The 23770-nt window shown below is 35.1% G+C and carries 25 protein-coding genes; 23 read left to right on the top strand and 2 right to left on the bottom strand.

The window, feature by feature from the left end; genetic code table 11:
- Positions 1 to 45 precede the first annotated feature (45 nt).
- Positions 46 to 1812, top strand: a complete 1767-nt coding sequence (locus MY04_RS10195) for a cytochrome-c peroxidase (RefSeq protein ID WP_066209336.1) — start codon at positions 46 to 48, stop codon at positions 1810 to 1812.
- A 689-nt stretch (positions 1813 to 2501) separates the two neighbouring features.
- Here the strand turns inward: MY04_RS10195 and MY04_RS10190 are convergent.
- Positions 2502 to 3080, bottom strand: coding sequence for an NAD(P)H-dependent oxidoreductase (locus tag MY04_RS10190; protein WP_066209333.1), 579 nt, complete (start codon positions 3078 to 3080; stop codon positions 2502 to 2504).
- 546 nt (positions 3081 to 3626) lie between these two features.
- Here MY04_RS10190 and MY04_RS10185 point away from each other — a divergent pair.
- Genes MY04_RS10185 through MY04_RS10170 form a run of 4 tightly spaced genes read left to right on the top strand, consistent with a single transcriptional unit; the run spans position 3627 to position 6847 of the window.
- Positions 3627 to 4052 (top strand): MarR family winged helix-turn-helix transcriptional regulator, encoded by a 426-nt coding sequence (locus MY04_RS10185; protein ID WP_066209330.1) that lies wholly within the window; start codon positions 3627 to 3629, stop codon positions 4050 to 4052.
- 1 nt (position 4053) lies between these two features.
- Entirely contained in the window at positions 4054 to 4602 is a 549-nt protein-coding gene (locus MY04_RS10180; RefSeq protein ID WP_066209328.1) for an NADPH-dependent FMN reductase, read from the top strand.
- On the top strand, positions 4580 to 5392 hold the full coding sequence (locus MY04_RS10175) for a pirin family protein (RefSeq protein WP_066209324.1): 813 nt from the start codon (positions 4580 to 4582) through the stop codon (positions 5390 to 5392). The genes MY04_RS10180 and MY04_RS10175 overlap by 23 nt, the downstream gene beginning before the upstream one ends.
- A 51-nt stretch (positions 5393 to 5443) precedes the next feature.
- On the top strand, positions 5444 to 6847 hold the full coding sequence (locus MY04_RS10170; protein WP_066209321.1) for an MATE family efflux transporter: 1404 nt from the start codon (positions 5444 to 5446) through the stop codon (positions 6845 to 6847).
- Between the two features lie 664 nt (positions 6848 to 7511).
- Here the strand turns inward: MY04_RS10170 and MY04_RS10165 are convergent.
- Positions 7512 to 8099 (bottom strand): Crp/Fnr family transcriptional regulator, encoded by a 588-nt coding sequence (locus MY04_RS10165; RefSeq protein WP_066209318.1) that lies wholly within the window; start codon positions 8097 to 8099, stop codon positions 7512 to 7514.
- Positions 8100 to 8231: 132 nt separating this feature from the next.
- Here MY04_RS10165 and MY04_RS10160 point away from each other — a divergent pair, with 132 nt between their 5' ends.
- From MY04_RS10160 to MY04_RS10075, 18 genes are all read left to right on the top strand, one after another.
- Positions 8232 to 9095: a lysophospholipid acyltransferase family protein gene (locus MY04_RS10160; protein ID WP_066209315.1), complete on the top strand. Its 864-nt coding sequence runs from the start codon at positions 8232 to 8234 to the stop codon at positions 9093 to 9095.
- A gap of 88 nt (positions 9096 to 9183) precedes the next feature.
- Entirely contained in the window at positions 9184 to 9606 is a 423-nt protein-coding gene (locus MY04_RS10155) for a hypothetical protein (RefSeq protein ID WP_158297648.1), read from the top strand.
- 87 nt (positions 9607 to 9693) lie between these two features.
- Complete coding sequence (locus tag MY04_RS10150) at positions 9694 to 10233, top strand: FKBP-type peptidyl-prolyl cis-trans isomerase (RefSeq protein ID WP_066209310.1); 540 nt, start codon at positions 9694 to 9696, stop codon at positions 10231 to 10233.
- Positions 10234 to 10331: 98 nt separating this feature from the next.
- Positions 10332 to 10841 carry an FKBP-type peptidyl-prolyl cis-trans isomerase gene (locus MY04_RS10145; protein WP_066209307.1) on the top strand — a complete coding sequence of 170 codons (510 nt, stop codon included), beginning with the start codon at positions 10332 to 10334 and terminating at the stop codon, positions 10839 to 10841.
- Positions 10842 to 10846: 5 nt separating this feature from the next.
- The gene (locus MY04_RS10140) at positions 10847 to 11053 is read left to right on the top strand and encodes a YwbE family protein (protein ID WP_066209305.1); all 207 of its coding nucleotides are present in this window, start codon (positions 10847 to 10849) and stop codon (positions 11051 to 11053) included.
- Between the two features lie 74 nt (positions 11054 to 11127).
- Entirely contained in the window at positions 11128 to 12414 is a 1287-nt protein-coding gene (locus tag MY04_RS10135) for a DEAD/DEAH box helicase (RefSeq protein ID WP_066209301.1), read from the top strand.
- A gap of 441 nt (positions 12415 to 12855) precedes the next feature.
- Positions 12856 to 14322: a DUF1254 domain-containing protein gene (locus tag MY04_RS10130; RefSeq protein WP_101958140.1), complete on the top strand. Its 1467-nt coding sequence runs from the start codon at positions 12856 to 12858 to the stop codon at positions 14320 to 14322.
- Positions 14323 to 14516: 194 nt separating this feature from the next.
- Entirely contained in the window at positions 14517 to 15113 is a 597-nt protein-coding gene (locus MY04_RS10125; RefSeq protein ID WP_066209297.1) for an SMI1/KNR4 family protein, read from the top strand.
- 1150 nt (positions 15114 to 16263) lie between these two features.
- On the top strand, positions 16264 to 17100 hold the full coding sequence (locus MY04_RS10120) for an abortive infection family protein (RefSeq protein ID WP_066209294.1): 837 nt from the start codon (positions 16264 to 16266) through the stop codon (positions 17098 to 17100).
- Between the two features lie 139 nt (positions 17101 to 17239).
- Positions 17240 to 17449: a hypothetical protein gene (locus MY04_RS10115; RefSeq protein ID WP_158297647.1), complete on the top strand. Its 210-nt coding sequence runs from the start codon at positions 17240 to 17242 to the stop codon at positions 17447 to 17449.
- A gap of 351 nt (positions 17450 to 17800) precedes the next feature.
- A complete protein-coding gene (locus tag MY04_RS10110) occupies positions 17801 to 18652 on the top strand; it encodes a DUF4236 domain-containing protein (protein WP_066209288.1) in 852 nt (283 codons plus the stop codon).
- Positions 18653 to 18816: 164 nt separating this feature from the next.
- Positions 18817 to 19254, top strand: a complete 438-nt coding sequence (locus MY04_RS10105) for a hypothetical protein (RefSeq protein ID WP_158297646.1) — start codon at positions 18817 to 18819, stop codon at positions 19252 to 19254.
- A gap of 314 nt (positions 19255 to 19568) precedes the next feature.
- A complete protein-coding gene (locus tag MY04_RS10100) occupies positions 19569 to 20006 on the top strand; it encodes a hypothetical protein (protein WP_066209280.1) in 438 nt (145 codons plus the stop codon).
- Positions 20007 to 20036: 30 nt separating this feature from the next.
- Entirely contained in the window at positions 20037 to 20522 is a 486-nt protein-coding gene (locus tag MY04_RS10095) for a hypothetical protein (protein WP_066209276.1), read from the top strand.
- Between the two features lie 99 nt (positions 20523 to 20621).
- Entirely contained in the window at positions 20622 to 21227 is a 606-nt protein-coding gene (locus MY04_RS10090; protein ID WP_066209273.1) for a hypothetical protein, read from the top strand.
- A gap of 305 nt (positions 21228 to 21532) precedes the next feature.
- Positions 21533 to 21688 carry a hypothetical protein gene (locus tag MY04_RS10085; protein ID WP_158297645.1) on the top strand — a complete coding sequence of 52 codons (156 nt, stop codon included), beginning with the start codon at positions 21533 to 21535 and terminating at the stop codon, positions 21686 to 21688.
- Positions 21678 to 22436 carry a linear amide C-N hydrolase gene (locus MY04_RS10080; RefSeq protein WP_158297644.1) on the top strand — a complete coding sequence of 253 codons (759 nt, stop codon included), beginning with the start codon at positions 21678 to 21680 and terminating at the stop codon, positions 22434 to 22436. The genes MY04_RS10085 and MY04_RS10080 overlap by 11 nt, the downstream gene beginning before the upstream one ends.
- Before the next feature lie 277 nt (positions 22437 to 22713).
- Positions 22714 to 23670 carry a Fic family protein gene (locus MY04_RS10075; protein WP_066209270.1) on the top strand — a complete coding sequence of 319 codons (957 nt, stop codon included), beginning with the start codon at positions 22714 to 22716 and terminating at the stop codon, positions 23668 to 23670.
- The last annotated feature ends 100 nt before the right edge of the window (positions 23671 to 23770 follow it).

Here is a 23770-nt window from a genome sequence, read left to right as displayed (position 1 = left end):
CGATGATCAGTTTTATGATCATTGGGTTCTTTAATTTTTTGCCTTATGAAAAAACTTCTGCTTTTACTTATTGGATGTATTCTGATGATGTCTTGTGAAACAAAAAAGCAAGACCTAAAATCAAATGTTGAGGACTATTACTATTCTAATTTAAAGGATTGTCGATCGTCTATAGAAAAGATGTCGACCCTTTCTCAAAAAGACAGTTTGATCATGGCTTTTGATGAAGGACGTAAATCATTGAAGAAGATCGAAAGCATTATGTGTTTCTATTCTTTCAGAACCTACAAGATGCTAAACTCGCCCAATTTGCCAGAAGTAGAAGAATTTGATAATGCAGATAAAGTCTTAGATGCCACAGGTTTTCAAGTCATCGAAGAAATGCTTTTTACCGACGAAATTGATGTAGTTGGTATCCATCAACAATGTAATCAGATGTTGATGACGATCGATTTGGAATTAGGAAACGATAAAATAACTGTACTAAAACCCTATCATCTATTATGGTCGATAAGAGACGAATTAATAAGAATTACCTCTTTAGGAATTAGTGGATTTGATTCTCCAGTATACTTAAATAGCTTGGAGGAAAACGTTTATGCACTACAAGGAATTCAAGATCTACTAGACCAAAATGCCTATCTATTCCAAGATCAAAAAATCTTAGAACGTTGGGATGAAGAATTAGACAACGCAAAGCAAACACTAAAGCAAGGACCTAACTTTGATCGATTCGATCGCTATCACTTCATCAAAGATCATATTCATCACCTCATGGGGTTGTGGGTAACGACCTCAAAAGATTGGAAAGTAGAATTTCCATTCGATCAAAAAGTAAACTACGAAGCCTTATCACTATTTCATCCTCAGACATTCAATACGAATAGCTTTATGTCTAGAAACAGTGTTGATTTCAATGATGAAGTAGTAGAATTGGGACAGCAGCTTTTTCATGATGCTTCCCTTTCTGGAAATAACAAAATGAGTTGTGCCTCTTGTCATGATCCCAAAATGGCCTTTACCGATGGTAGAAAACTATCCATCACCAATAAAGGAAAAGACAACAAAAGAAACGCACCTACATTAATGTATGCTGGACTTCAAGCCTCACAATTTTATGATGCCCGTCAATCGAATTTAGAAACTCAGATTCAAGCTGTAGTTGATAATAAAGACGAGTTCGATCATCATATGGATGGAGTAGTAGAAGCAGTTCAAAAGAACGAAGCTTACGTGAAGGAACTTCAGAAATACTATAAAGAAGTCGATAGCTATGCAGTAAGAAACTCACTAGCCATGTTCGTACATAGTTTATCGCCTTTCCAATCCAAGTTCGACAAAGCCATATCCAACATAGGTGAAGATTTAGCCGAAGAGGAGGTAGAGGGCTTCAACCTATTTATGGGTAAAGCCAAATGCGGAACTTGTCACTTTGCCCCAATATTTAACGGAACAGTCCCACCACATTTCACTCATAGCGAGCTAGAAGTATTGGGAGTACCCAAAACTGTGGCTTGGGAACACGCAGAAATCGACCAAGATAAAGGCAGGTACGACATTTCGAAAGCAAAAGAAAAAATGTTCGCCTTCAAAACACCAACCGTAAGAAACATCAATGTAACCGCTCCATATATGCACAATGGCGTCTTCAACACCTTAGACGAAGTCATTCAATTTTACAATATGGGAGGAGGTCATGGTATCGGCATCACTCTCGAAAACCAAACCCTACCGACGGATTCGTTGCATCTTACTACAAGCGAGATGGAGAATCTTAAGTTGTTCTTGGGGGCGCTTAGTGATCCTATTTAGAAATGAAAAGTTAAAAATGAAAAGTTAAAAATGAAAAATGAAAAACGTGAAATGTTGTTCTAACGCTCGTTTCTAAGGGGCGATGTTAAATTACACTGGCGCCGATGTTAAGCGAAGCGTCATCGGTGCCTACAAACGTTAGAGGTCTCCCGACCTCGTTTTAAGTAATAGGTAATAACTAATAGGTGCTGAATTTACACTCCTCATTACGCGGTCTCTAGTTTGGAAACTAGTGAGAGCTAAGATTTAGGTCTCCCATCTCGTTGTTCGCTTTCTTAAACAAACTATTACTGAAATAAAAACCATAAGTTGTTCCTGGATCATTGATTGATCCAAATTTTCTTGTAAATCCACATGGCGGGAGGTGCCATGTTTAGTCTAGGTGTTAATGTCCTATCGTTTTTTAAGCGGTGGGACTTTTTTTGAAATGAAAAGTTAAAAATGAAAAATGAAAAACGTGAAATGTAGTTCTAACGCTCGTTTCTTTGGACGATGTTATACAACAACACTACACTGGCGCCGATGTTAAGCGAAGCGTCATCGGAGCCTACAAACGTTAGAGGTCTCCCGACCTCGTCATTGGAACGTAAGTGTAAATAATAAACATCATGACTAAAATAATCGATGGACATATTGCTCGCGTTATCCTAACTAACCACGTTTTTCATTTTTAACTTTTCATTTTTAATTTAAAAAACCTCTCTCCCCAGCTTCCCAACTCTCTCCAACCACTTACTCCTAAACTTCTCCGAAGATCCCTTCACCGAAGCTACATAACTAACCCTCACTGGTGATACTCCACAGAACTCCAACGTTCCTCGTTTTAAGGAATGAATGGCGGGATCTTTCATAAATAATTTATTGTACCAACTAGGGGAATCGGCTGTAACGATTATTCTTGCTGATTTTCCTTTGAGGAGCTTTTTGGGTAATGCTTGTCCCTCAACTAATTCGTAAGTGATGCCGGGAAGGAAGGTTCTATCGATAAAGCCTTTCATGATGGCAGGGTAGCTGTACCACCATAAGGGGAAAATCCATACTAGATGATCGGCCGATTTTATTTTTTCTATTGCATCGACTAAGTCAGGTTCTAAGTCGGTTCTTTTGCGGTAGCCAAATTGTAGGTTGGGGTTAAAATCAAGATCTCTGATATTGATTCGATCTACTTTAGTTCCCGTAGATAATGCTCCTTCTTCATAAGCTTTTGCCAATGCAAAGTTGTAACTCTCTTGGTCGGGATGACCGTTTATTATTAGTATTTTTTTCATATCGATTAGTTTTTACAAAACTAAATAAATTAAAAGTTAAAAATGAAAAGTGAAAAACGTGAAATGTTGCTCTAACGCTCGTTTCTTTGGACGATGTTATACAACAATACTACACTGGCGCCAATGTTAAGCGAAGCGTCATTAGTGTCCATAAACGTGAGAGGTCTCCCGACCTTGTTTTAAGTAATAGGTAATAACTAATAGGTGCTGAATTTACGCTCCTCATAACGCGGGCACGAGTTCGGAAACTCGCGCTAGTCATTTTACTTGCTTTTTGAATGACCCAACAAATTTTCTCTACGAAACACTCAACATTTCACGTTTTTCATTTTTAACTTTTCATTTTTCATTTAAAACTCCGCTCTTCACTTTTCACTCATCGCTCTTCACTCGTAAGATTAACTTTTCATTTTTCATTTAAAAACCCCGTTTTCACTCTAAAACCTCCACCAATCAAAAAATTATTTATATAAAAACCGAAATTTCATTTGCATTTATTAAAATCATCCTTTATAATTGTATATACATTAATCGTTTAAACAAATAATGAATACAAAATCATATTATAAAGCCATTCATGAAATCATAAAAACAGGACATTGGATCACAGATGCTGTAGGTCAAGTTCTAAAGGAAGATAAGATTACTGAACCACAGTTTAATGTTTTGAGAATATTAAAAGGACAGAAAGGATCGCCGATTACTGTTCAAGAAATACAGGAGCGAATGGTTCAGCGTTCGAGTAACGTGACTCGAATTATCGATAAATTATTGGATAAAGGATTGGTGAAAAGGGAAGAATGCCCGACCAATCGTAGAAAAATGGATATTACAATTACTCCTTTTGGATTGGAAGAACTAGAAAGGTTCGATCAGAAAGTAATTGAATTCCATGTACCTTACACACAAAACTTAACTGCTGAAGAGGCAGAAACATTAGAAAAATTAATTAAAAAACTCAAAGGAGAATAACATGAAAAAATTAGTCGTATTTGGAGGTTCCAATTCAAAAACATCAATTAATGCACAATTAGCGGAGTGGGCAGGAGCGCAAGTGGAAGATGCTGAAGTGAAAGTTTTAGACTTGAACGATTATGAAATGCCGATCTATGGTATCGATAAAGAAATGGCATCTGGTATTCCTGTACAAGCAAATCAGTTTTTAGAAGACTTGGCATCGGCCGATGGTATTATCGTTTCTTTTGCGGAGCACAATGGTAATTTCTCTGCTGCTTATAAAAATATCTTCGATTGGGCATCAAGAGCTGAGCGTTTAGTATATGCTAACAAACCAGTATTTGTGATGGCAACTTCTCCGGGTCCAAGAGGTGGAGCAGGGGTATTGAACATTGCAACATCATCTTTACCTTATGCAGGAGCCAATGTAGTGGGCAGTTTCTCATTGCCATCATTCCCTTCAAATTTTGATAATGGTATATCAAATGATGAGCTAAAAGCACAGTTCCAAGAAGCATTTTCAAACTTTACATCAGAAATTCATGAAACGTCAGTTAAAGCGTAAGCATGCAGGAAGAAATGGGTTTCAGTACATCATGGACCCACAGACAAGAAGAGAACTTCAACCTTTCGTATTCTTTGATGCAGGAAAGAATAAAAGAGACGACGAAGGAATGTTCTTTGGTATGCACCCTCATTCGGGCATCGGTATCATTACCTATTTCGAAGGTGGAAATCTAGTACATCAGGATACAGGTAATAACGACGATGTGATCCGAAGTGGAGGAGTGCAATGGATCAACTCGGGGAATGGTATTTTCCATGCGGAAGGGTATCAACGACCGGAAGATAAGAAGCATCAGACTTGGGATTTGGCCATCCACCAATTGTGGTTGCAGTTGCCGCCTGAATTGGAAGAAGGAGAGACGGGATATATGAATTTACAGCCAGAAGATTTACCAGTAGTCGATCATGTGAAAGTAATTGCGGGTGAATATCAAGGAGTGAAATCGCCATTGAATGTTCCTTATGATTTGACGTATTACGACATCACTTTAAAAGCAGGAGAGGAGTTGACGATCGATACACCAAAAGGTCAAACAAGAGGCTTTGTCTTCCCTCGAACAGGTCATTTGATGTTGGACCAAGAAGAAGTATCCCTAAATCATCTTTCGATTTTAGAAGAGAACGAAGGTCAGTTACACTTTAAAGCCCTTCAAGATACCCAATTCGTGGTAGGTTTGACGCAACCAAAATCATACGACATTGTGTTGGGAGGTGGTTCTATTCATACCAATAGAGCATCATTCAATAAAGCACAAGATAACATTAGAAAAATTGCTCAGGCAGTTTAAAAAAATTTCAACAAACTATTGTATGTACAATAGTTGTAAAAGCAATAGAAAATGAACGCTATTCTCGAAGGAAAAGTAACGCCAACTTTAACAAAAATGAGTGTCCCAATTAGTATTGGGATGCTTTCTACTTTCTTATTTCAGGTGATCGACACTTATTTTGTGGGGCAATTAGGAGGAGACGCCTTGGCCGCATTAAGTTTTGCCTCAGTGGTCTATTTCATTATTGTCGGTACGTTTATGGGGCTATCCATAGGAGTTTCTACATTGGTAGGCAAAGCCATTGGCGAAAAGAACTTCCTAAAAATGGAGCAGATCATCATCACTTCATTGTTGTTTACCCTGTTTACCTCAGTAGGTGCTTCCGTTTTTATAGATGTGAGTCAGGCTACCCTTTTTACATGGTTAGGAGCCCCTTCAGAAATGCTTCCATTAATTGATCAATACATGCATACATTAATGATTGGTATTCCATTACTCACCATTGGTTTATTGATGGGAAGTATCCTTAGAGCATCAGGAAGTGTAAGTCAGCCAGAAATAGTAATGGCCGTGGCTGGGGTGATCAACTTGGTATTGGATTATGGATTAATTTTCGGAAAATGGGGATTACCCGAGTTAGGAATTACCGGAGCCGCATTGGCCACAGTCATCTCTTGGGTCTTCGTTTTGATCATGATGAGTTTACTTTTCCTCAACCAATCCATTTTAAAATTAAACTTTAGTATAACTACTATTCCATTCACCCAACACCTAAGAGATATATTACAGATTGGCGTACCCACCATGCTTAGTAACTTAGTGAGTCCATTAACACAGCTATTCCTCACATTATTATTGGCTTACCACAGCTCAATGGCCGTTGCCGCCTTTGGTGTAGCGGGTAGAATAGAGATGTTATCCCTGATAGGAATACTAGGAGTAAGTACCGCAATTACCCCCTTTATCGCTCAAAATTTAGGGGCAGAACTAAAAGATCGAATCGATAAAGCTATTGTTTTCGGAGGTAAAGCAGCAGTATATTTAGGGATCATCGTAGTACTTATCTTATTCATCTTTAATCAAAATATCGCCCAACTATTCAGTGATGATCTTACAGTCATTGACTACACTTCGGACTACTTCATTTGGGTAAGCGTTTCCTATATTTTCTATGGATTGTTTTTAGTCACCACTTCCATATTAAATGGATTGCAAAAGCCTCAACAATCCTTGCAAATTATGGTGATAAAGACATTGGTATTCACCGTCCCACTAGCATTAATCGGCTCTTATTTTTATGAAGTCATCGGTATCTTCATGGGTATTGGATTAAGTAATATTCTTGGCGGAATCTATGCGAGTTACATGATGAGAAAAGAAATCAATAATTCGTCATCGAGTTTGAAAGGGGTGGATATTTTGCAGGATTATAAGAATGATTTTATAGTGAGGAATACGGCGAAGCCGTTGTAGTTACTCTCCATGGTTTACGAGTGGGCAGTGGTGCTAATAGTTCGTGTACGAGGGGGTGCACCCCTCGTTTTGGAAGTGGGGTTAAGATGAGGTAGTAAAAGTAATTATTGTTTTGGTTAATGATGGAGTTTTGCTAATAGTTCGTGTAACGAGGGGTTGCACCCCTCGTTTTGGAGGTGGGGTTAAGATAAGATGGTAAAAGTAAGTATTGTATTGGTTAATGATAGAGTTTTGCAGATAATTTGTAGTATGAAGGGGTGCACCCCTAGTCGAAAAAACAAGTGTATTAGGTTAAAGTCGAAGTGCTTTATTCCGAAATTTACCTCTTACCTCTTACCTCTTACCTCTTACCTCTTACCTCTTACCTAAATATTCTACCCTTAGAAATAAAACCCTGGGCTTTTGATACGTTATTAACTTTAACAAAGTATCTTTCCTTAGTTCCTTAGTTCCTTAGTTCCTTAGTTCCTTAGTTCCTTAATAAAAATACGAGGTCGGGAGACCTCTAACGTTTATGGGCACAGATGACGCTGTCGCTTAACATCTGCGCCAGTTTTAGCTCTCCTTTACCTATTAGTTATTACTTATTACCTAAAAAAACGAGCGTTAATTTTGCTACCTGCTACCTGCTACCTGCTACCTGCTACCTGCTACCTGCTACCTGCTACCTGCTACCTTGACTTATCTCCCTCCTCACCCTAGACAAACTCTCCGTCGTAATCCCCAGATAAGACGCCAAATGATAGTTCTTAATGTTCAGCTCGATATCGGGGTATCGTTCTACGAATTCTTCATAGCGTTGGGCGGCGGTTTTGGATAAGTTGGCGATGATTCTTCGATGGTAGCCCACAATGGAGGCCTGGAGTTTGGCTCTATAGAGTTTGTTGAATTCGGGTATTTGAATGGATAGTTTTTCGATATCATGAAAACGGATGCCAAAGACTTCGGCGTCTGATAAGCATTCTAGGTTGTAGACCGCTTCTGTTTTGGAGAAGAAGGCGATGAGGTCGGTGATCCACCAATCGTAGATGGCGAATTGGACGGTGTGTTCTTTGCCTTTTTCATCGATGAAGTAATTGCGGATACAGCCGCTCAGCACATAGTACATGATCTCGACATCATCTCCATTGACAATGAGGGTATCGCCTTTCTTAAATTGTTTGTAATGGAAGCATTTTCGGATAGCTTCTTTTTCGTTTTCGGTGAGGAATAGTTGCTTAAAAACATCAATAGTGAATAGATCAGGGCACATTTTAAATTATATTAAATGGGGTTATAGTATTTTAATTTAATCAACTTTATTCATTAATTAAACGTTTTCTCTTGAAGTTTTGATGATTCCTCAACATCATTTATTTTAGTATTGAAAAATTAAATTATTTCAATGTTTTTTATTAGACTATTCTCTAAATTACCCTTCCCAATTATCTATTTGATTTCCGATATAATAGCATTTTTTACGGGAAGCATTATTCGTTATCGACGAACTGTAATAACTCAAAATGTTGAAACTGCGTTCCCTGGCATTTCAGCGAAAGAAAAAAGAAAAATCATTCGGGGGTTTTACAGGAACCTTTGTGATGTTGGATTTGAGTCTTTGAAATCTCTATCAATGAGTAAAGAAGATGTGAAAAAACACATAACAATTACAAACCCCGAAGAATTTAAGAAGTACCACGATGCGGGTAAACCTATTTTAATGATGACAGGCCACCTTTCTAATTGGGAGTGGCAATTAATGGCTTATACTGTCATTATGAATGCGCCAATTGGTGCCGTTTACAAGCCACTATCAAACAAATTTTCTGAAAATCTGATGCAGAAAATCCGATCTAATTTTGGCGGTTATGTTGTTCCCATGGAAAAGACGATGAGGGAAATTTTGGTGAAGCATAAAAGAGGTGAAGTTTTCACCATTGGTATGGTCGCCGATCAATCTCCTCCGGGTTACGACAAAAAGCAAATTTGGTTAGATTTCTTCGGAAAAGAGTCGGCGTTCTTTGCTGGACCAGAAAAAGTAACAGAGTTTATGAACTACCCTGTGATTTTCTCAAAAATTAGAAGAGTAAAAAGAGGGTATTACGAAATCACTATTGTTGACCTTCACGATGGATCTGATTACGAAAAAGGTTCGAACGAAATACTCAAAAAGTTTTCGAAACAAGTGGAGGAAAATATCAAAGAACAACCTTCGAATTGGTTGTGGTCGCATAAGCGCTGGAAATATACTAGGGAGGAAGTGGCTTAATGTGGTAAACTGAAATTCGTATTATATTTTACTTAGATGATGTAATGTTGTATCTTAGAGGAGTACTAAGCTTCACTCTTCCAAGATTATGCGTTACATCATTTTATTTATTCTAGTATCTAATTTTGCCTTCTCCCAATCCATTACTGATTATAATTTAGGAGATAATTTCACAAGCAGCGAGGACATGATTTTCACTCGTGTGGGAAATCTGGATGGCGTCATTTTTATCTACACGGATGATAATGACAAGATCATCTCTATTGGTTTTGTGCCTTCCTATGATGGTTTTACTCCACGACATGTTGAAGAAAAAGACTTCCGCGACTTTATGTATAATTTGAGGAAAATGTATAGTACTGATTTTGATAGAAATATCCAGAATTGGCGGAAGAAACATCATTATGTGGCACGTTTGGATAAGGACACAAAGTTGGTCGTTACTATAGATGACTTCACAGAAAGTAGCTATGCTCGACTATCTATGATGATTAATCGGGTAAAGAAGTAGAAATTTCCCTAATAACCCTTTCTTAAATCAACTTTAAGCATACTATACAGTATTAAAATTGTACCTTTGTCGAAAATAGAAAAAATCATGAAAGCAATAAAAGATTCTGTAGTCAAAATCGCCTACAACTTATACGACGAAAATGCCGAAGGGACATTATTACAAGAAGTAAAATCAGACGACGCATTTGAGTTTTTATTTGGTTATAAAGATGTTCTTCCTCACTTCGAAGAAGCATTGAAAGATCAAGAAAAAGGATTTACTTTCGAATTTGGTATCGAGAAAGATGAGGCCTATGGAGACTTCCAACCTCAAGCGGTAATCAAGATCCCAAAAGAGGTGTTCAATATTGAAGATAAAGTAGATCAAGAAGAAATTCTTAAAGTGGGTAACGTACTTCCAATGGTAGGTCCAGACGAGATGCCGATGGAAGGTGAAGTGAAAGAAGTACACGCTGATCATGTAGTGATGGACTTCAATCACCCATTAGCGGGTAAAAACTTATTCTTCACAGGAGAAATTCTTGATATTAGAGAAGCAACTGAGGAAGAATTGGCAGAAGCAAAACAAGCGGAAGCAAATATGAATGATCTTGGTGGATTAGATTTAAGCGATTTACCTCAATAAGGTCATAATATATCATATATATAAGCTTCCTAACGAACTAAAAATCGATAGGAAGCTTTGTAAGTTTATATAGAATAGAAATTATAAATCACTTTAACATGAAAGTTGAAGAAGGATTGGTCGTTGCATTGACCTATAAATTATACGAAAAAGATGCCAACGGAAAGTTCATCGAAGAAGCAACAGCTGATGAGCCTTTCTTGTTCTACGTGGGTTCTGGCGGAGTGCTGCCAAAATTCGAAGAGGCCTTAATCGGTAAAGAAGAAGGGGATAACTTCAAATTAGCTTTGGGCTATTTGGATGCTTACGGAGAAATTATCGAGCAATATCAAAATGTAAAAGTCGATAAGGCGGCTTTTGGTTTTGTCGATAAGGAAGAAGAGGAAGCTTTCCTTCAAGTGGGACATATCCTTTCTGTTGCCGATCAGGATGGTGATGTTTACGACGGTAAAATCATCCAATTGAATAAGAAAGATGTAGTGATGGACATGAACCACGAATTGGCAGGGATGGACTTATTCTTTGATGGAAAAATTATTGAAGTAAGAAAGCCTACCAAAGAAGAAAGCGATTTCGATGGTGAAGGTGTTGAAATCATGCCCTCATAATACCTATGGACGGAAAGAAAAGAAGCAATATCAAAATAGGCGGTCATGTGATGATCGTCCTAAAAGAAGATCAACGCACAGGCGATCTTACGGAAGGTTTTGTAGAAAGAATTCTTACAAAATCGTCTACTCACCCTCATGGAATTAAAGTAAAATTAGAGACCGGAGAAGTAGGGAGAGTAAAACAAATTTTAGAGGACGGAGAATTTTAGTATCCGTTACAATAAGGGATTAGGGTGAAAAGATCGATGGCACTCCAAATCCTTTCACATTTAATTCGTTATCAATGAAATTTGAAAAATATCGTATCTCTGAGAGTCTAAAGAAAAGTTTAGAAGAAAAGGGATTCAAAAGGCCAACTGATATTCAGTTTAAATCTATCCCACCTATCCTAAGAGGTGAGGATGTGTTGGCTATTGCACAAACAGGTACCGGTAAAACGGCAGCATTTGCTATTCCAATCATGGAAAAGTTGATGAACAAACCTGTGAGAGGTAAAAGAAAGAAAACCATTCGTAGTTTGGTGATGGCTCCTACAAGGGAGTTGGCAGAACAAATTACAGAGGTGTTCGAATCTTTAGGAAAGTACACCAAACTAACTACTTTGTGTCTTTATGGTGGCGTACCACAAGAGGCACAAATCGAGAAATTAGAAAAAGGAGTGGACATCTTGGTCACTACTCCCGGTAGAATGTTTGATTTAAACCACCAAGGATACATCAAACTGGATAGTGTAGAAATTTTGGTATTGGATGAGGCCGACCATATGTTGGAGAAAGGTTTCATTAAGGATATCAAGGACGTTATCAAATTAATACCAAAACATAGACAGACCCTATTCTTCTCTGCCACTATTGATGAGCAAATCAAGAAGTTGGCGTATTCGTTGGTAAAAAATGCCATCAGAATTCAGATCTCACCAAAAGATCCTGTCTCTAAAAACGTTAACCACGGAGTAGTATTCGTTTCTATGGACGATAAGCGTTTCTTCTTAGAACGAATCGCCAAAGAAAACCCTGAGGCAAAAGTGCTTGTATTTGTAAGAACGCAAGTAAGAGCTGAACGTGTGCTCAAAGCCATGGAAAGAGTGGAGGTAAAGGCCGTTAGTATTCATGGAGGTAAAGACCAGAAAGAACGTTTCGAAGCCATGAAAACCTACAAAAACGGAGACGTAAAAATGCTGATCGCCACAGACGTTTCCGCAAGAGGTATCGATATTCCTAACGTTCAGTTTGTGGTGAACTACGATTTGCCAGAAGAACCAGAAAACTACGTTCACCGTGTAGGTCGTACAGGTCGTGGTACCCAAAAAGGAGATGCCATTGCTTTCTGTTCTGAAAACGAAAAGGAATTGTTGATAGCCATCGAAGAGTTTACCAATACCAAAATTGCCATTCACGAAATGGACAAAGGGGAGTACGCAGGCATCGTCGGCAACTCAGAAGAAACCTCTACCGATTGGAAAACCGTTATGAAAGAGATTGCGGCAGATCAAGATTCTTATAAAGAAGCGAAGAAGAAAGCCAATCGTAAAAAAGAGAAAAAGAAAGCGATGAAGGCGAAGAAGAAATAATCTTTTTAGCTTTTGATGAAATAATGAAAGAGAAAGACTTTTCCGTAAGAGGGAGAGTCTTTTTTTGTTTTAGGGCTAGTTGAAAATACATGTATAACATGGTGTAGACTGCTAGGAGGGTTGTTTTGTTAAAATTAGTAATTCAAAAAAGATGATAGGAGCTTAAGGTTTAAAATGAAATGAAAATGTGTATGTACATTGTTCTGGTTTTGTGTAGATTATGATTTTTGTATTCTATATTAGAATTATTAATAAATATGTTTGAATGTTAAAATTTGGGTGGATAAACGCTATGGTGTTTATTCAATGTTGGCAAACATTGCTGTAGTCTCTCTAGGAAATAGGCATTTTACCTAATTACTTAAAATTGGTTATTCTCTAAGAGTAGAATTTCTATATATTCAGATTTTTGTACCAATTAAAAACGAAAATATTTCAATTATGAAGACAAAATTAATCTTAATGCTAATGGCACTATTCACCATTACATTATCAAAAGCACAGGAGATGCCTCCTTTAATGAAACAAATCAACAATGGAAATTGGCTGGAGCAAAATGAAGCTCAAGAGTTGGTCGATGAGTTGTATTATCAGCGAGCCATTCAGGCCTATTACGAAATGTTACCGGCCATGAATACCATCGGTTTAAGAGACGGGTCAGAAGTCGTGTTTGGTAAAGGCTACAATGTGATTCCGGTTTGGAAACAAAGAATGGACGCGAGAGCATGGGTACCTACACCAAATGCGGATGTAGTATACTCAATGGGATATGCTGACCTTAAAGAAACTGGGCCACTAGTGATAGCAGCTCCTCCAAAAAATGTTAGTATGTTAACTGACTTTTTCCAACGAACGATTACAGATGTGGGGCTTGCAGGTCCTGATGAGGGTAAAGGTGGCCTATACCTTTTACTTCCTCCTAATTATGATGGACCGATTCCAAATGGAGGATATTTTACTTTCGAGTCTTCTACTTACAATGTATTTATATTTTTCCGCACTCTGATGAAGCAAGGAAAAAATGGTCCAGACCCATCAGAAGCTGCCGCAATTGCAGAAAAAATTCGGATATATCCATTGTGGGAAGTAGAGAAAGATATTCCAGCCATGCAATTCCCAAATGCATCGGGTAAACGAATTAACATGATGTACGAAACAGAATTTGATTTCTGGACTAAAATGAAAGAGTTTGTAGATTATGAACCTTATTCAGCTATCCCAGCAAATACTCGTGGTGTTTTGGCGTCATTAGGGATAAAAAAAGGAGAACCTTTCAATCCTACTGCCAAGCAAAGAGAATCTTTAAACAAAGCTCTAGAAGTTGCTCCTAAAATGATCTTTGCATCAAGACAAATCGGAAGATCGGACGGGCGAAACTTCTACTACAACGATAGACAGTACGAGCGAGTATGGTCAGGTGCAACAGCTGAATTTATGCAGGATAGCTATCTGGATATAGACCAAAGAGCAACATTTATGCAATTTGCCTACAGCACTTCTCCCTCAATGGTAAAACGTGCAATTGATGGAGGAGCAAAATACCCTGTAACTGCAAGAGATGCGGAAGGTGAGTTTTTGAACGGAAGCAACCACTATAAACTTCATTTACCTGCCGGCATTCCTGCTAAATTGTTCTGGGCAGTAACGCTGTATAATGTAACTGACGGCACTATGCCTGAGACAGATCAAATGATGCCATCAATAAATCAGTATAACAATTATAAAAAGAATAAAGATGGATCAGTTGATCTTTACTTTGGTCCAACTTTACCAAATGGAGCACCTGAAAGCAATTACATTAAAACAGTAGAAGGGCGCAATTTCCTAACTGCAGTCAGGTTATTTGGAACAGGAACTGAATTCTTCGACCAAACATGGAAACCGGATGACGTAGTAAAAATTAATTAACGTTTGCCAACAATGTATAAATGCAATAGCGGTTCGAGTGAAAACTTGAACCGCTATCTGCGCTTAATTAAGTCTGTTTGAACTCGAAAAAAAAAGTGTCTTAATCCGCTACTGCATTTATACGGAACGTTACATGGCATATAAACGACCTGAAATTGAAAAAGACATTTGCAATACTAATATTATCACTCACTATGTTTTCATTCTTTAAGAAACAAGCAGATGACATTCCATCAATTTGGAGTCGTTTCGAAAAATGGTTATCTAAAAACGCATCTCACCTAAACTCTGAACTGAATACTAATGCATCAGAAGTTGACATAACCAAGCTTGAAAAAACGATTGGCGGAAAACTCCCTAAAGATTATATCGAATTTTTGAAAATTCACAACGGACAAGAACGAGATAGTGAAGGTTTAATTGATACTGAAGAATTCTTATCAACAGATCGTGTAATTGAGGAGTGGTCTGTATGGAAAGATTTACTGGATAAAGGTGATTTTAAGGAAAGTGAATCAGAACCTGATGAAGGAATAAAACCAGATTGGTGGAATTCAAAATGGATTCCAATAACTTATGATGGGAACGGAAATCATTATTGCATTGATATTGACCCCAGCTCAAGTGGAACAAATGGACAAATAATCCGAATGTGGCATGATTCAGGGGAAAGAGAATTGATTGCTAATTCATTTAAAGAATGGATATCTAATTATGTGAATGATTTGGAAAAAGGAAAGTATGTTTATTCAGAAGATTGGGGTGGAATCATAAATAAAGAAGAATTATAAAATAAAACGCCATGTAATAATTAGGGCTTATTTTGGTCTGAAAGACCTAAAATTAAGCCCTAGTTGAACAAAGGCGGTGGTTTACACGTCGATGTCTGTATGGAACTTAGGGTAGACTTTTCATTGATATGGAAGGTCTTTTTTGTGACTTATTTTTCAATCATTTTCAGACCGTCTTCTCCTGAGAGTTTTTAGATAAAGAAATCCAACTAAAAGTATAAAGTATACGGAGTAAGAATTTAGGCTTATTTTCACAAGGGGAAAATTGGTAAAAGATGGAGTTAATTTAATGTAGCTGCATTTAGATTATCCTCTTCTGAGGAGCTCTTTGAGAAGCATAATTTGGCATTATCACCATGCTTCTTACCTTGTAGAAAGGGTATACTTTTATATTATACCCTAGTTTTTCTACTTATATTTTAATCCAATTCCATTACTTAATTTCATGAGGTTTTTGACCAATAGATGTTCTAATTTGAGTTACTTTCTATTAATAGCTCCATTGTAAAATCTAAAATGATATATTCTTTTAAAACATTTTGGTTTAAGATCTAGCTTTTCTATAGCTCTACATTAGAGAAGAAGCAGATAATCATAAATTTGATTATCTGAAAGTTCAAGTGAGATTTTTTTTAAATACAAGTGTTTGTAAGGATGTAGTTTTGAAAAGTTGAAGATAACTTTCCACTATCGGTCATGTTTTGATACACTAGATCAAACATTTTTTTAACTAAGGACAACATATTTCGCTTTTCGTATATTGTCTCTTTTTTTCATCTCAGTAACTATTATTTATAAAATTAATTAAGTTATTGAGGCTTTTAGTTATCAAAGCTTTTGAGCAACAAGGTATAGACTACTAAGATAAATACTTTTGTTAAATTAACAAGTCAAAAAAACATGAAAGACGCTTTTGATTTATAATGAAATAAAAATGAGTGTGTACATTCCCTTGGTTTTATGTGGTTTATGATTTTTGTATTCTATATTAGAATTGTTGATAGATAACTTTGAATGTTGAAATTTGGTTGATATCTTGGAAGGGTAAACTAGGCTGTTGGCTGTATGCCATGTGATGTATATCAAGAAAATTTGGGTGGATAGATGCCATTGTGTTTATTCAATGAATTGTGCATAATAGAATTAAAAAATGTCAGACCTATCAAGAATTGAAAAAAGAAAACTAGAAAAGTTCTTTGGAATGGATTCTGGTTATGTATTAGAATTTTCAAATCGCACATTTAGTGAGTTCATTTATGAATCTCTTAGAATTGAGATTTATGACGACAAATACGAATATGGTAGTGGTTCAAAAGCAAATAGACTAAGAGCGTTCTGGGATGTTGAGAGTAATTATAATGTTGGAAAGCTCACTAAAGAACTATTAACAAATTGGCATGAGGAAAAAGTATTAAACTTATTTGAAATCTCTAAATCTGAGCAGAACCTTTTCGATGAGTGTGTTAAAATTTATGAGCGTCTTCTCCAAGCTACTATTGTTGAAGAAATTGAAGTAATCAACGATAACACAAATGACAAAGACTTCAATCTTTTAGCCAAGCAAATTAAGGAAAGTATTAAGCAAAATGAACCTGAAGCTGCATTAGATAGATTACATACGTATGCCATGAAATATATACGGAAGTTATGTAAAAAACATGAAATAGGGTTGTCGAAAGAAGAATCACTAAATGCCCTTTATGGCAAGTATATAAAATTCATTATTTCTAATCAGAAAATTGAATCCGTAATGGCAGAAAAAATATTGAAATATTCAATCAATGTTTTAGATGCATTTAATGATATACGTAACAATAAAAGTTTTGCTCATGACAATCCTATATTGAACTACTCAGAAAGTGTTTTAATTTTCAATAATGTCACAAACTCTATCAAGTTCATTGAATCAATTGAAGAGAAAATTGACTTGGAGAAAAAACAAACTGAATCAACTGAACAGACAGATTGGTCAGATATACCATTTTGATTTATATGATAAGCGAATTGACATATAAGATAGTTGCATTTGAATAAATTAAGTAGGTTGATACGAATGGGAGCATCGACTGGGTGGTAGTAAGAGGGAGCTTGTTTAAGAAAGTTCTTCATTATTCATGCTCGTTGTATTGAAAAAGCTTACTAATTACTTTGAAGTTATAGGTTATGTCAAAGACACTGTTACAAAACTTGGCTTACAAATGAAAACTGGAGATAATGTGATTTTAAGTAATGCCAGTTTTTACATACATCAAATTGCCAAAAAAGAAGGAATTCGTGAAAATCTAATTGAGTTGTATGTGACCTGCCAAATGAGGGATTATGAAGGTTTGGGTTGATTTCTAATAACTTAATTAGACTTGGGATGATTTGTCTTATTAAGTCATTGAATTTTATCACTATTGAGACAGTGTTATAAAAAGTAATATTGAACAAATTGTAGTTCAAGAAGTAAGATTTGGATTGAAAAGAACAAACAAAACTTTGCACTACATGAAATATAGAAAATTGGGCGTTCGGTGTTTTACAAGATTTAAGTGGTTATTTGATACACTACCAAAGGGTTGATTTGGCACAGCACAAACTTGAAAAGTTATTGCTTTCTAGTGACCTAATTGTAATAAACATTGGCATTAATAATTGTCTACAAAATAAATCAAATTATATTCATCATAAATTATATTAATTAAGTGGGATTTTTTTTCAGAAAGTCAGTAAAAGTAGGTCCGATAAGACTAAACCTATCCAAAAGTGGCGTAGGAGCATCTGTAGGAGTTAAGGGATTGAGGTTTGGCGTAAAATCAAATGGTAAAAAATATGTCCATGCAGGTCGTAAAGGGCTTTATTATAGAAAAGATTTTAGTTCTTCTAATATAGAAAATAGTGACAATTTCGAAATGGAAACTAAAAATGATAATGAAATAGTATTTGTAGAGAATAGGCAAGAAATAGAAGGAGAGTACAAATCTGAAAAATTAAAAAATAGTTTCTTCTTATATTTTCTATTAGTACCTTTTGGGTTTATTCCAGTAATAGGAGCTATCTATTGGTGGTATGTGGCACTAAGAAACTTATTTAAAAAGTCTGTTAAATTTTATTACAATGATTCAGTTCCTGTTTATGTAAGAGATAGACGTTACAAAACAGGTAGAAGAATTGATGGGTATAGAGATACCAAAGTTTACACAAATATAAGAGCATCATTAAGTACAAAAGAACGAGTTTTATTTGTGTTCAAAGGAGTGATTGCAATGTTGTTTGCGTCTCAATTAATTGTTTACAATTATAATATTTTTCTTCCTACAGAAGATGTAGGTATCTATGATAAAACAAAGGTTGGAATAGTTACGCCAAAAGTTGGACTTAATTTAAGGGAAGACGGAAATGTAAAAAGTAATATTTTAACTCAGATACCTTTTAATGAAAAAGTAGAGATACTTGAGAGTGAGATTAAAAACGGAGAGTGGCTATATGTAAAATATGAAAATGATTCAGGTTGGGTTTCAAAAAAGTTTCTGAATATTGACCACCACACTAAGTAAATAAGTTAAGAATACTGCAACATTGGCTATAGGTGCGTTTTCCTCAACTTTAGTCGACACTCACATAATATAAGATAGGTATGATATCAAAGAATTATTCCTCGATAATTTGCTCAATTGCTTTAGCGTTTTTACTTACCTCTTGTGGAGGGATGGTAAAATCAATGGCTATTTCAAAGATCACAACCGAAAATAAAGCTATTCCTGCAGATTTTGGGAAAGATGAATCTACTCTAATATGTGTGATAACTGGGAAAAAAAGCTATGATAAATACATGAAAAGGTATGTATCAAGTGAATATCATGGAAAATATGAATTTGTACTAAGAGATGAGATATATTCTGATAAGTATAAAGACACATCAAAATACAGATATGTTTTTGACTTAAATAAACTTAATCGTACGACATCTACATATAACCCTTCATTAGGTAGAATGGAAAGCAATACCATTACAACAGCTGCTTATTTCATCACAGATAGAAAAGAAAATATAACATACAATTCTCCAATGACATCAAGCTTTTTTGCAAAATTAATTGAAGCATACATGATAAATTTGGAAGCCGTGAGGTTGGAAAACCAACCACGTATACAATAATCCTAGTTTTGATTGAAAGATCTCTATAAGGGTTTATTTTTAATCACTATTTAATTGGGTCTAAGTATTATAACCTATCAAACGATGAGCATTTGAAGTAAAACAAATCAAGACACTCGAAGACTTTCTCAATGTAATGGAACATTACAATGAAGAAGTTCAATACTTTAATTATAAATATGAATATTAGTACTGATAGAACTACTTAGGGAAACTTCAAAACCATCTTTATTTTCAGTATCAAATTATAAATAAGACATATTGATATATCTTCAAAGTAAAGAAGTTGATATGACTTGAAATAACACAAACAAATGAACACACTATCTTTTAAAACCAGAATTTGTCCAAGAACTCAAAATTCATTCTACGATTTCTCAATCGACGGAGAATCACTTTTTGATATTTGTGATATGGAGAAATCGGATAGAATTGGAAGTTTAGGTTGGGGATTAAGCAATGATTATAATAAAAGTCTTTTTAGACAGTTTCTTAATGAAGAAGAAAATAAAGAGCTAAAAAGTGGAAGGATCATGTTATTTGTCTGTTCTGAATGTGGTGATATTGGATGTGGTGGAACGACTTTTAAATTAATTGAGACTGAAACAGAAATCATCTGGACTGAATTTGGAGATGAAGATAATATTGAATTAGATATAGACTTTTCTGACTATAAAAATATAGGTCCTTTTAGATTTGAAAAAACAGAATATAAAAGGCTATTTATAGAATATATGAATCTGACCAAATAATAACACCTTTAATAAATCGTAAGCTTCACCATGTTTAATTTTTTAAAAAGAAATAAAAAGAACAACAAACAACTTATTTCAGTAATTGAATATCCTGATAGTTTTGTATTTGAGACTTATTTTAAAATGGAATCTGGGGTTTGGAATCGAACTGATATTGTAAGTGTTGTAACAAAAGATACGCCTAGTATTAATTTTTTTGAACTTTTAATGAAACATCTAGACGCTTCAAAAATGGTGAAAGTTAAGCATTTTGACTACAATAAGATGACTGAAAACTACAAAAGAATTGTGGGAAGAAAGTCAATGAAAAGTCAGATGAAGGATGCCAAGGTAGTTCAAGTTTATCGCGAAAACTCAGAAATACAATTTACCCCAATGAAGAATGGAGGTACAGTAGGTAAAGAAAAAGGGTTTACTGAAATTTCGGATAAGGAAATTAAACTAAATGCAAATGAGATTAATTCTGATACTATAAATAATGCCTTATTTGAATGTTTTAATAATTGTCTTTGATAGATTATAATTGCTTGATCACTGAAGTTTATCTCGAATATTTTTACGATAGCAATAAATAAACAAAAGAGAAGCTTCAATTAAGAGTTACACCAAACCATGAAAAACAAGATTTTAAATACAATATCTATAGCATTACTAATTGCTGTTAATTTATCCGATTTCTGGGTACAATTACCTGGTGCAGGAGATTTTGTCTTTTCTCTAATCTTAGTTTTTATCTTTTTGATTTTAGCCTTTTTTGCATTGATATGGACTTTTCGATTGTTGCTTGATAAATTCAAAGACCGAAAAGATAACATCACAGCAGGGCTGATGTATTTTACTTTAATTATCTGTTTTTTGTTTCCAACAGGTGTACTTTCTCTATTTCAAGAAAGCCGTATTCCAAGTTTATATGCTTCTTATGAAGGAGTCGCTAATTGTAGAACAAGTTTGAAATTTTTCGATGATAATAGTTTTACTTATCGTAATGCTTGTTTTGGTATTGATCAATGTAACGGTACTTATCAGATAATAAATGATACAATTAATTTGACTTATAATGGCCGTTTTAAATGTGATAATTGCTTTCAGTTTGCGATTTATAATAAAGACAGTAATTCATATAATGGAGGAGATTTGTATCTCTTTAGGAGTATGAATGATACTATTCCGAAAAAACTTTGGGTGAATAAAATTGATAGAAATGTAATAAAACTATGAGTAGCTAATGATATTACTTTCATACCCAACATTAATTAATCTATAAACCTATTTCCTTCCCTTTGATAAAAATCACAGAATCATTAATTTACCCTAGGGAATCTCCGCTTCTCTCTCTTTAATCAGAAATAGATTTTCCAATAAAATTTTAAAACCAAAAACATAACTTTACTCTTTTTCAACAAATGCTTCTCTCATCAAGAAAGAATAAAGAACATAAACTCCCTTTATTATTACTCAGACTAAAATAAATTAATTATGAAAACTAAAATTACAGCAGGACTTCTGTTTCTTGCATGAATGCAATGTTAGTATTCAACTCCAATGCGTGTACTAGTTTACGGTTAATCGCCAAAGACGGTGGAGTAGTGGTTGGTAGAACTTTAGAGTTTGGCCTTGATCCAAAATCTGACATCTTGGTGATTCCTGCAGGAAAAAAATACGAGTTTATTGGCCGATAAATCAAAAGGTATTTCTTATACATCCAAGTATGGAATTGTCGGTGCCAATGGATTTGGATTTGATATTCACGCTGATGGTGTCAACGAAAAAGGCTTATATGTTGGACTACATTATTTTCCAGGATATGCGAGTTACAACGAACCTAACTCCTCAAAGTACGAGGTATCCATGGCTCCCGAAGACTATGGCACTTGGTTGTTGGCAAATTTTGCATCCGTCGAAGAAGTGAAAGCCAATTTTAATAAGGTCGTTCTAGTCGAAAACCCCTTAGAAGTATTGGGTAATATAAGCTTACCAGCACATTTTATTGTTCATGATAAGTCAGGTGCCTGTGTGGTCATAGAACCATTAAATAAGACTTTGGTCATTTATGATAACCCATTGGGTGTATTTACGAACTCACCTACTTTTGATTGGCACATGACCAACCTAAATAATTACATAAACCTCTCTGTAGTCAATGTAGAACCATTCGACTTTGCAGGTCTAAAACTAAGAGCACCGGGTGAAGGAAGTGGTTTAAGAGGTTTACCGGGTGATGGAACACCTTCTTCACGTTTTGTTCGTGCAGCGATTTACTCACAAACCGCCATCCATCAGGAAACCGCCTCATTAGCTGTACCTCAAGTTTTTCATTTAATGAATAACTTTGATATCCCTGTGGGTTCTGTACGAGAGGTAGTTAAAACAGAAAATGGGACAAAAGTATTTAATGAGATTACTTCATGGACTACTGTGGTCGATTAAAAAAATCTGAGCTATTCTTTTAAGACGTATCAAGGTCAGCAAGTATGTCAGGTGAATGTGACGGAAGCTTTGAAAACGGCAAAAGGAAAGGTGCGTCATATTTCTATGGAAACGGAATTTACGGTGGAGGATGTGAGTCGTAAATTTAAGAATTGATCTTGTATCAAAAGCCCAGGAATTCATTCCTGGGTATTGAATATGAATGAAACCAATTGGAAAATGATTAATAAATTATATATTTGATAGTATCATATGATACTATCAAATATATTTGTAAATGAAACCACCTTATAAAATAACAAGTAAGATTTTAAAGTTAGTAGCTTCGATATCTGAAAAGATTGGTGAAGTGAATTCTGCACATTTAAATAAACCACCGACTGAATTAAGAAAGAGAAATAGAATTAAAACAATTCATTCATCTCTTGAAATAGAAGGGAATACTCTTACTATTGAGCAAATAACAGCAATCATTGAAAATAGAAGAGTAATTGGATCTAAAAAGGACATTTTAGAAGTTAAAAATGCAATTTCGGTTTATGACTATTTAGACAAATTGGATCCCTACAAATTTGAATCTTTTTGTGAGGCCCATGGAATTTTGATGAATGGACTTATAGAATCAGCCGGGAAACTTAGAAGTAAATCAGTAGGTATTGTTAAAGGTTCAAAGGTAGCACATATAGCTCCACCTAGTGAGATGCTTAAACCTTTAATGAATGATCTCTTTGATTATATAAAAAATGATGATGATTTAGTTTTAATTAAAAGTTGTGTATTTCATTATGAAATGGAATTTATTCATCCTTTTATTGATGGAAATGGAAGAATGGGTAGATTATGGCAAACGTTGATTTTAAAAGAAACTTATCCTGTTTTTGAGTTTTTGCCAATTGAAACATTGATAAAAGAAAAACAGGAAAAATATTATGAATCGCTTGCTATTTCTGATAAGTCGGGTGAGTCCACAATATTCGTTGAATTTATGCTTGAAATAATTCTCGAATCACTTGAGGAATTATTGAGTATTCAGAATATCAACTTAACTAATATTGACCGGATTAATTTATTCAAGACTATTGTTAAAGACGATTATTTTAAACGAAAAGATTATTTAAAGAATTTCAAGGAAATATCCTCAGCAACCGCAAGCCGTGATCTGAATTTTGCTGTTAAGAATGGAATAATTGAAAAAATTGGAGATAAGAATACAACGAGATATAGATATAAATAAATTTCAAAGCTTTCTCTTGTACAGACTTTACGATGTAATATCCTAACGAATTCATGAACAAAAAATTTCTTTTAAAAATTAATATTTTACTTTTCGATCT

Source organism: Flammeovirga sp. MY04 (assembly GCF_001682195.2).
Classification (GTDB): Bacteria; Bacteroidota; Bacteroidia; order Cytophagales; family Flammeovirgaceae; genus Flammeovirga; species Flammeovirga yaeyamensis.
This window is presented reverse-complemented; position numbering and strand designations above follow the sequence as displayed.

What these genes read in the sequence shown, in the direction of transcription:
- MY04_RS10195 (WP_066209336.1), top strand. Translation starts at nt 46, where the DNA reads ATGAAAAAACTTCTGCTTTTACTTATTGGATGTATTCTGATGATGTCT.
- MY04_RS10190 (WP_066209333.1), bottom strand. Translation starts at nt 3,080, where the DNA reads ATGAAAAAAATACTAATAATAAACGGTCATCCCGACCAAGAGAGTTAC.
- MY04_RS10185 (WP_066209330.1), top strand. Translation starts at nt 3,627, where the DNA reads ATGAATACAAAATCATATTATAAAGCCATTCATGAAATCATAAAAACA.
- MY04_RS10180 (WP_066209328.1), top strand. Translation starts at nt 4,054, where the DNA reads ATGAAAAAATTAGTCGTATTTGGAGGTTCCAATTCAAAAACATCAATT.
- MY04_RS10175 (WP_066209324.1), top strand. Translation starts at nt 4,580, where the DNA reads ATGAAACGTCAGTTAAAGCGTAAGCATGCAGGAAGAAATGGGTTTCAG.
- MY04_RS10170 (WP_066209321.1), top strand. Translation starts at nt 5,444, where the DNA reads ATGAACGCTATTCTCGAAGGAAAAGTAACGCCAACTTTAACAAAAATG.
- MY04_RS10165 (WP_066209318.1), bottom strand. Translation starts at nt 8,099, where the DNA reads ATGTGCCCTGATCTATTCACTATTGATGTTTTTAAGCAACTATTCCTC.
- MY04_RS10160 (WP_066209315.1), top strand. Translation starts at nt 8,232, where the DNA reads ATGTTTTTTATTAGACTATTCTCTAAATTACCCTTCCCAATTATCTAT.
- MY04_RS10155 (WP_158297648.1), top strand. Translation starts at nt 9,184, where the DNA reads ATGCGTTACATCATTTTATTTATTCTAGTATCTAATTTTGCCTTCTCC.
- MY04_RS10150 (WP_066209310.1), top strand. Translation starts at nt 9,694, where the DNA reads ATGAAAGCAATAAAAGATTCTGTAGTCAAAATCGCCTACAACTTATAC.
- MY04_RS10145 (WP_066209307.1), top strand. Translation starts at nt 10,332, where the DNA reads ATGAAAGTTGAAGAAGGATTGGTCGTTGCATTGACCTATAAATTATAC.
- MY04_RS10140 (WP_066209305.1), top strand. Translation starts at nt 10,847, where the DNA reads ATGGACGGAAAGAAAAGAAGCAATATCAAAATAGGCGGTCATGTGATG.
- MY04_RS10135 (WP_066209301.1), top strand. Translation starts at nt 11,128, where the DNA reads ATGAAATTTGAAAAATATCGTATCTCTGAGAGTCTAAAGAAAAGTTTA.
- MY04_RS10130 (WP_101958140.1), top strand. Translation starts at nt 12,856, where the DNA reads ATGAAGACAAAATTAATCTTAATGCTAATGGCACTATTCACCATTACA.
- MY04_RS10125 (WP_066209297.1), top strand. Translation starts at nt 14,517, where the DNA reads ATGTTTTCATTCTTTAAGAAACAAGCAGATGACATTCCATCAATTTGG.
- MY04_RS10120 (WP_066209294.1), top strand. Translation starts at nt 16,264, where the DNA reads ATGTCAGACCTATCAAGAATTGAAAAAAGAAAACTAGAAAAGTTCTTT.
- MY04_RS10105 (WP_158297646.1), top strand. Translation starts at nt 18,817, where the DNA reads ATGGCTATTTCAAAGATCACAACCGAAAATAAAGCTATTCCTGCAGAT.
- MY04_RS10100 (WP_066209280.1), top strand. Translation starts at nt 19,569, where the DNA reads ATGAACACACTATCTTTTAAAACCAGAATTTGTCCAAGAACTCAAAAT.
- MY04_RS10095 (WP_066209276.1), top strand. Translation starts at nt 20,037, where the DNA reads ATGTTTAATTTTTTAAAAAGAAATAAAAAGAACAACAAACAACTTATT.
- MY04_RS10090 (WP_066209273.1), top strand. Translation starts at nt 20,622, where the DNA reads ATGAAAAACAAGATTTTAAATACAATATCTATAGCATTACTAATTGCT.
- MY04_RS10085 (WP_158297645.1), top strand. Translation starts at nt 21,533, where the DNA reads ATGTTAGTATTCAACTCCAATGCGTGTACTAGTTTACGGTTAATCGCC.
- MY04_RS10075 (WP_066209270.1), top strand. Translation starts at nt 22,714, where the DNA reads ATGAAACCACCTTATAAAATAACAAGTAAGATTTTAAAGTTAGTAGCT.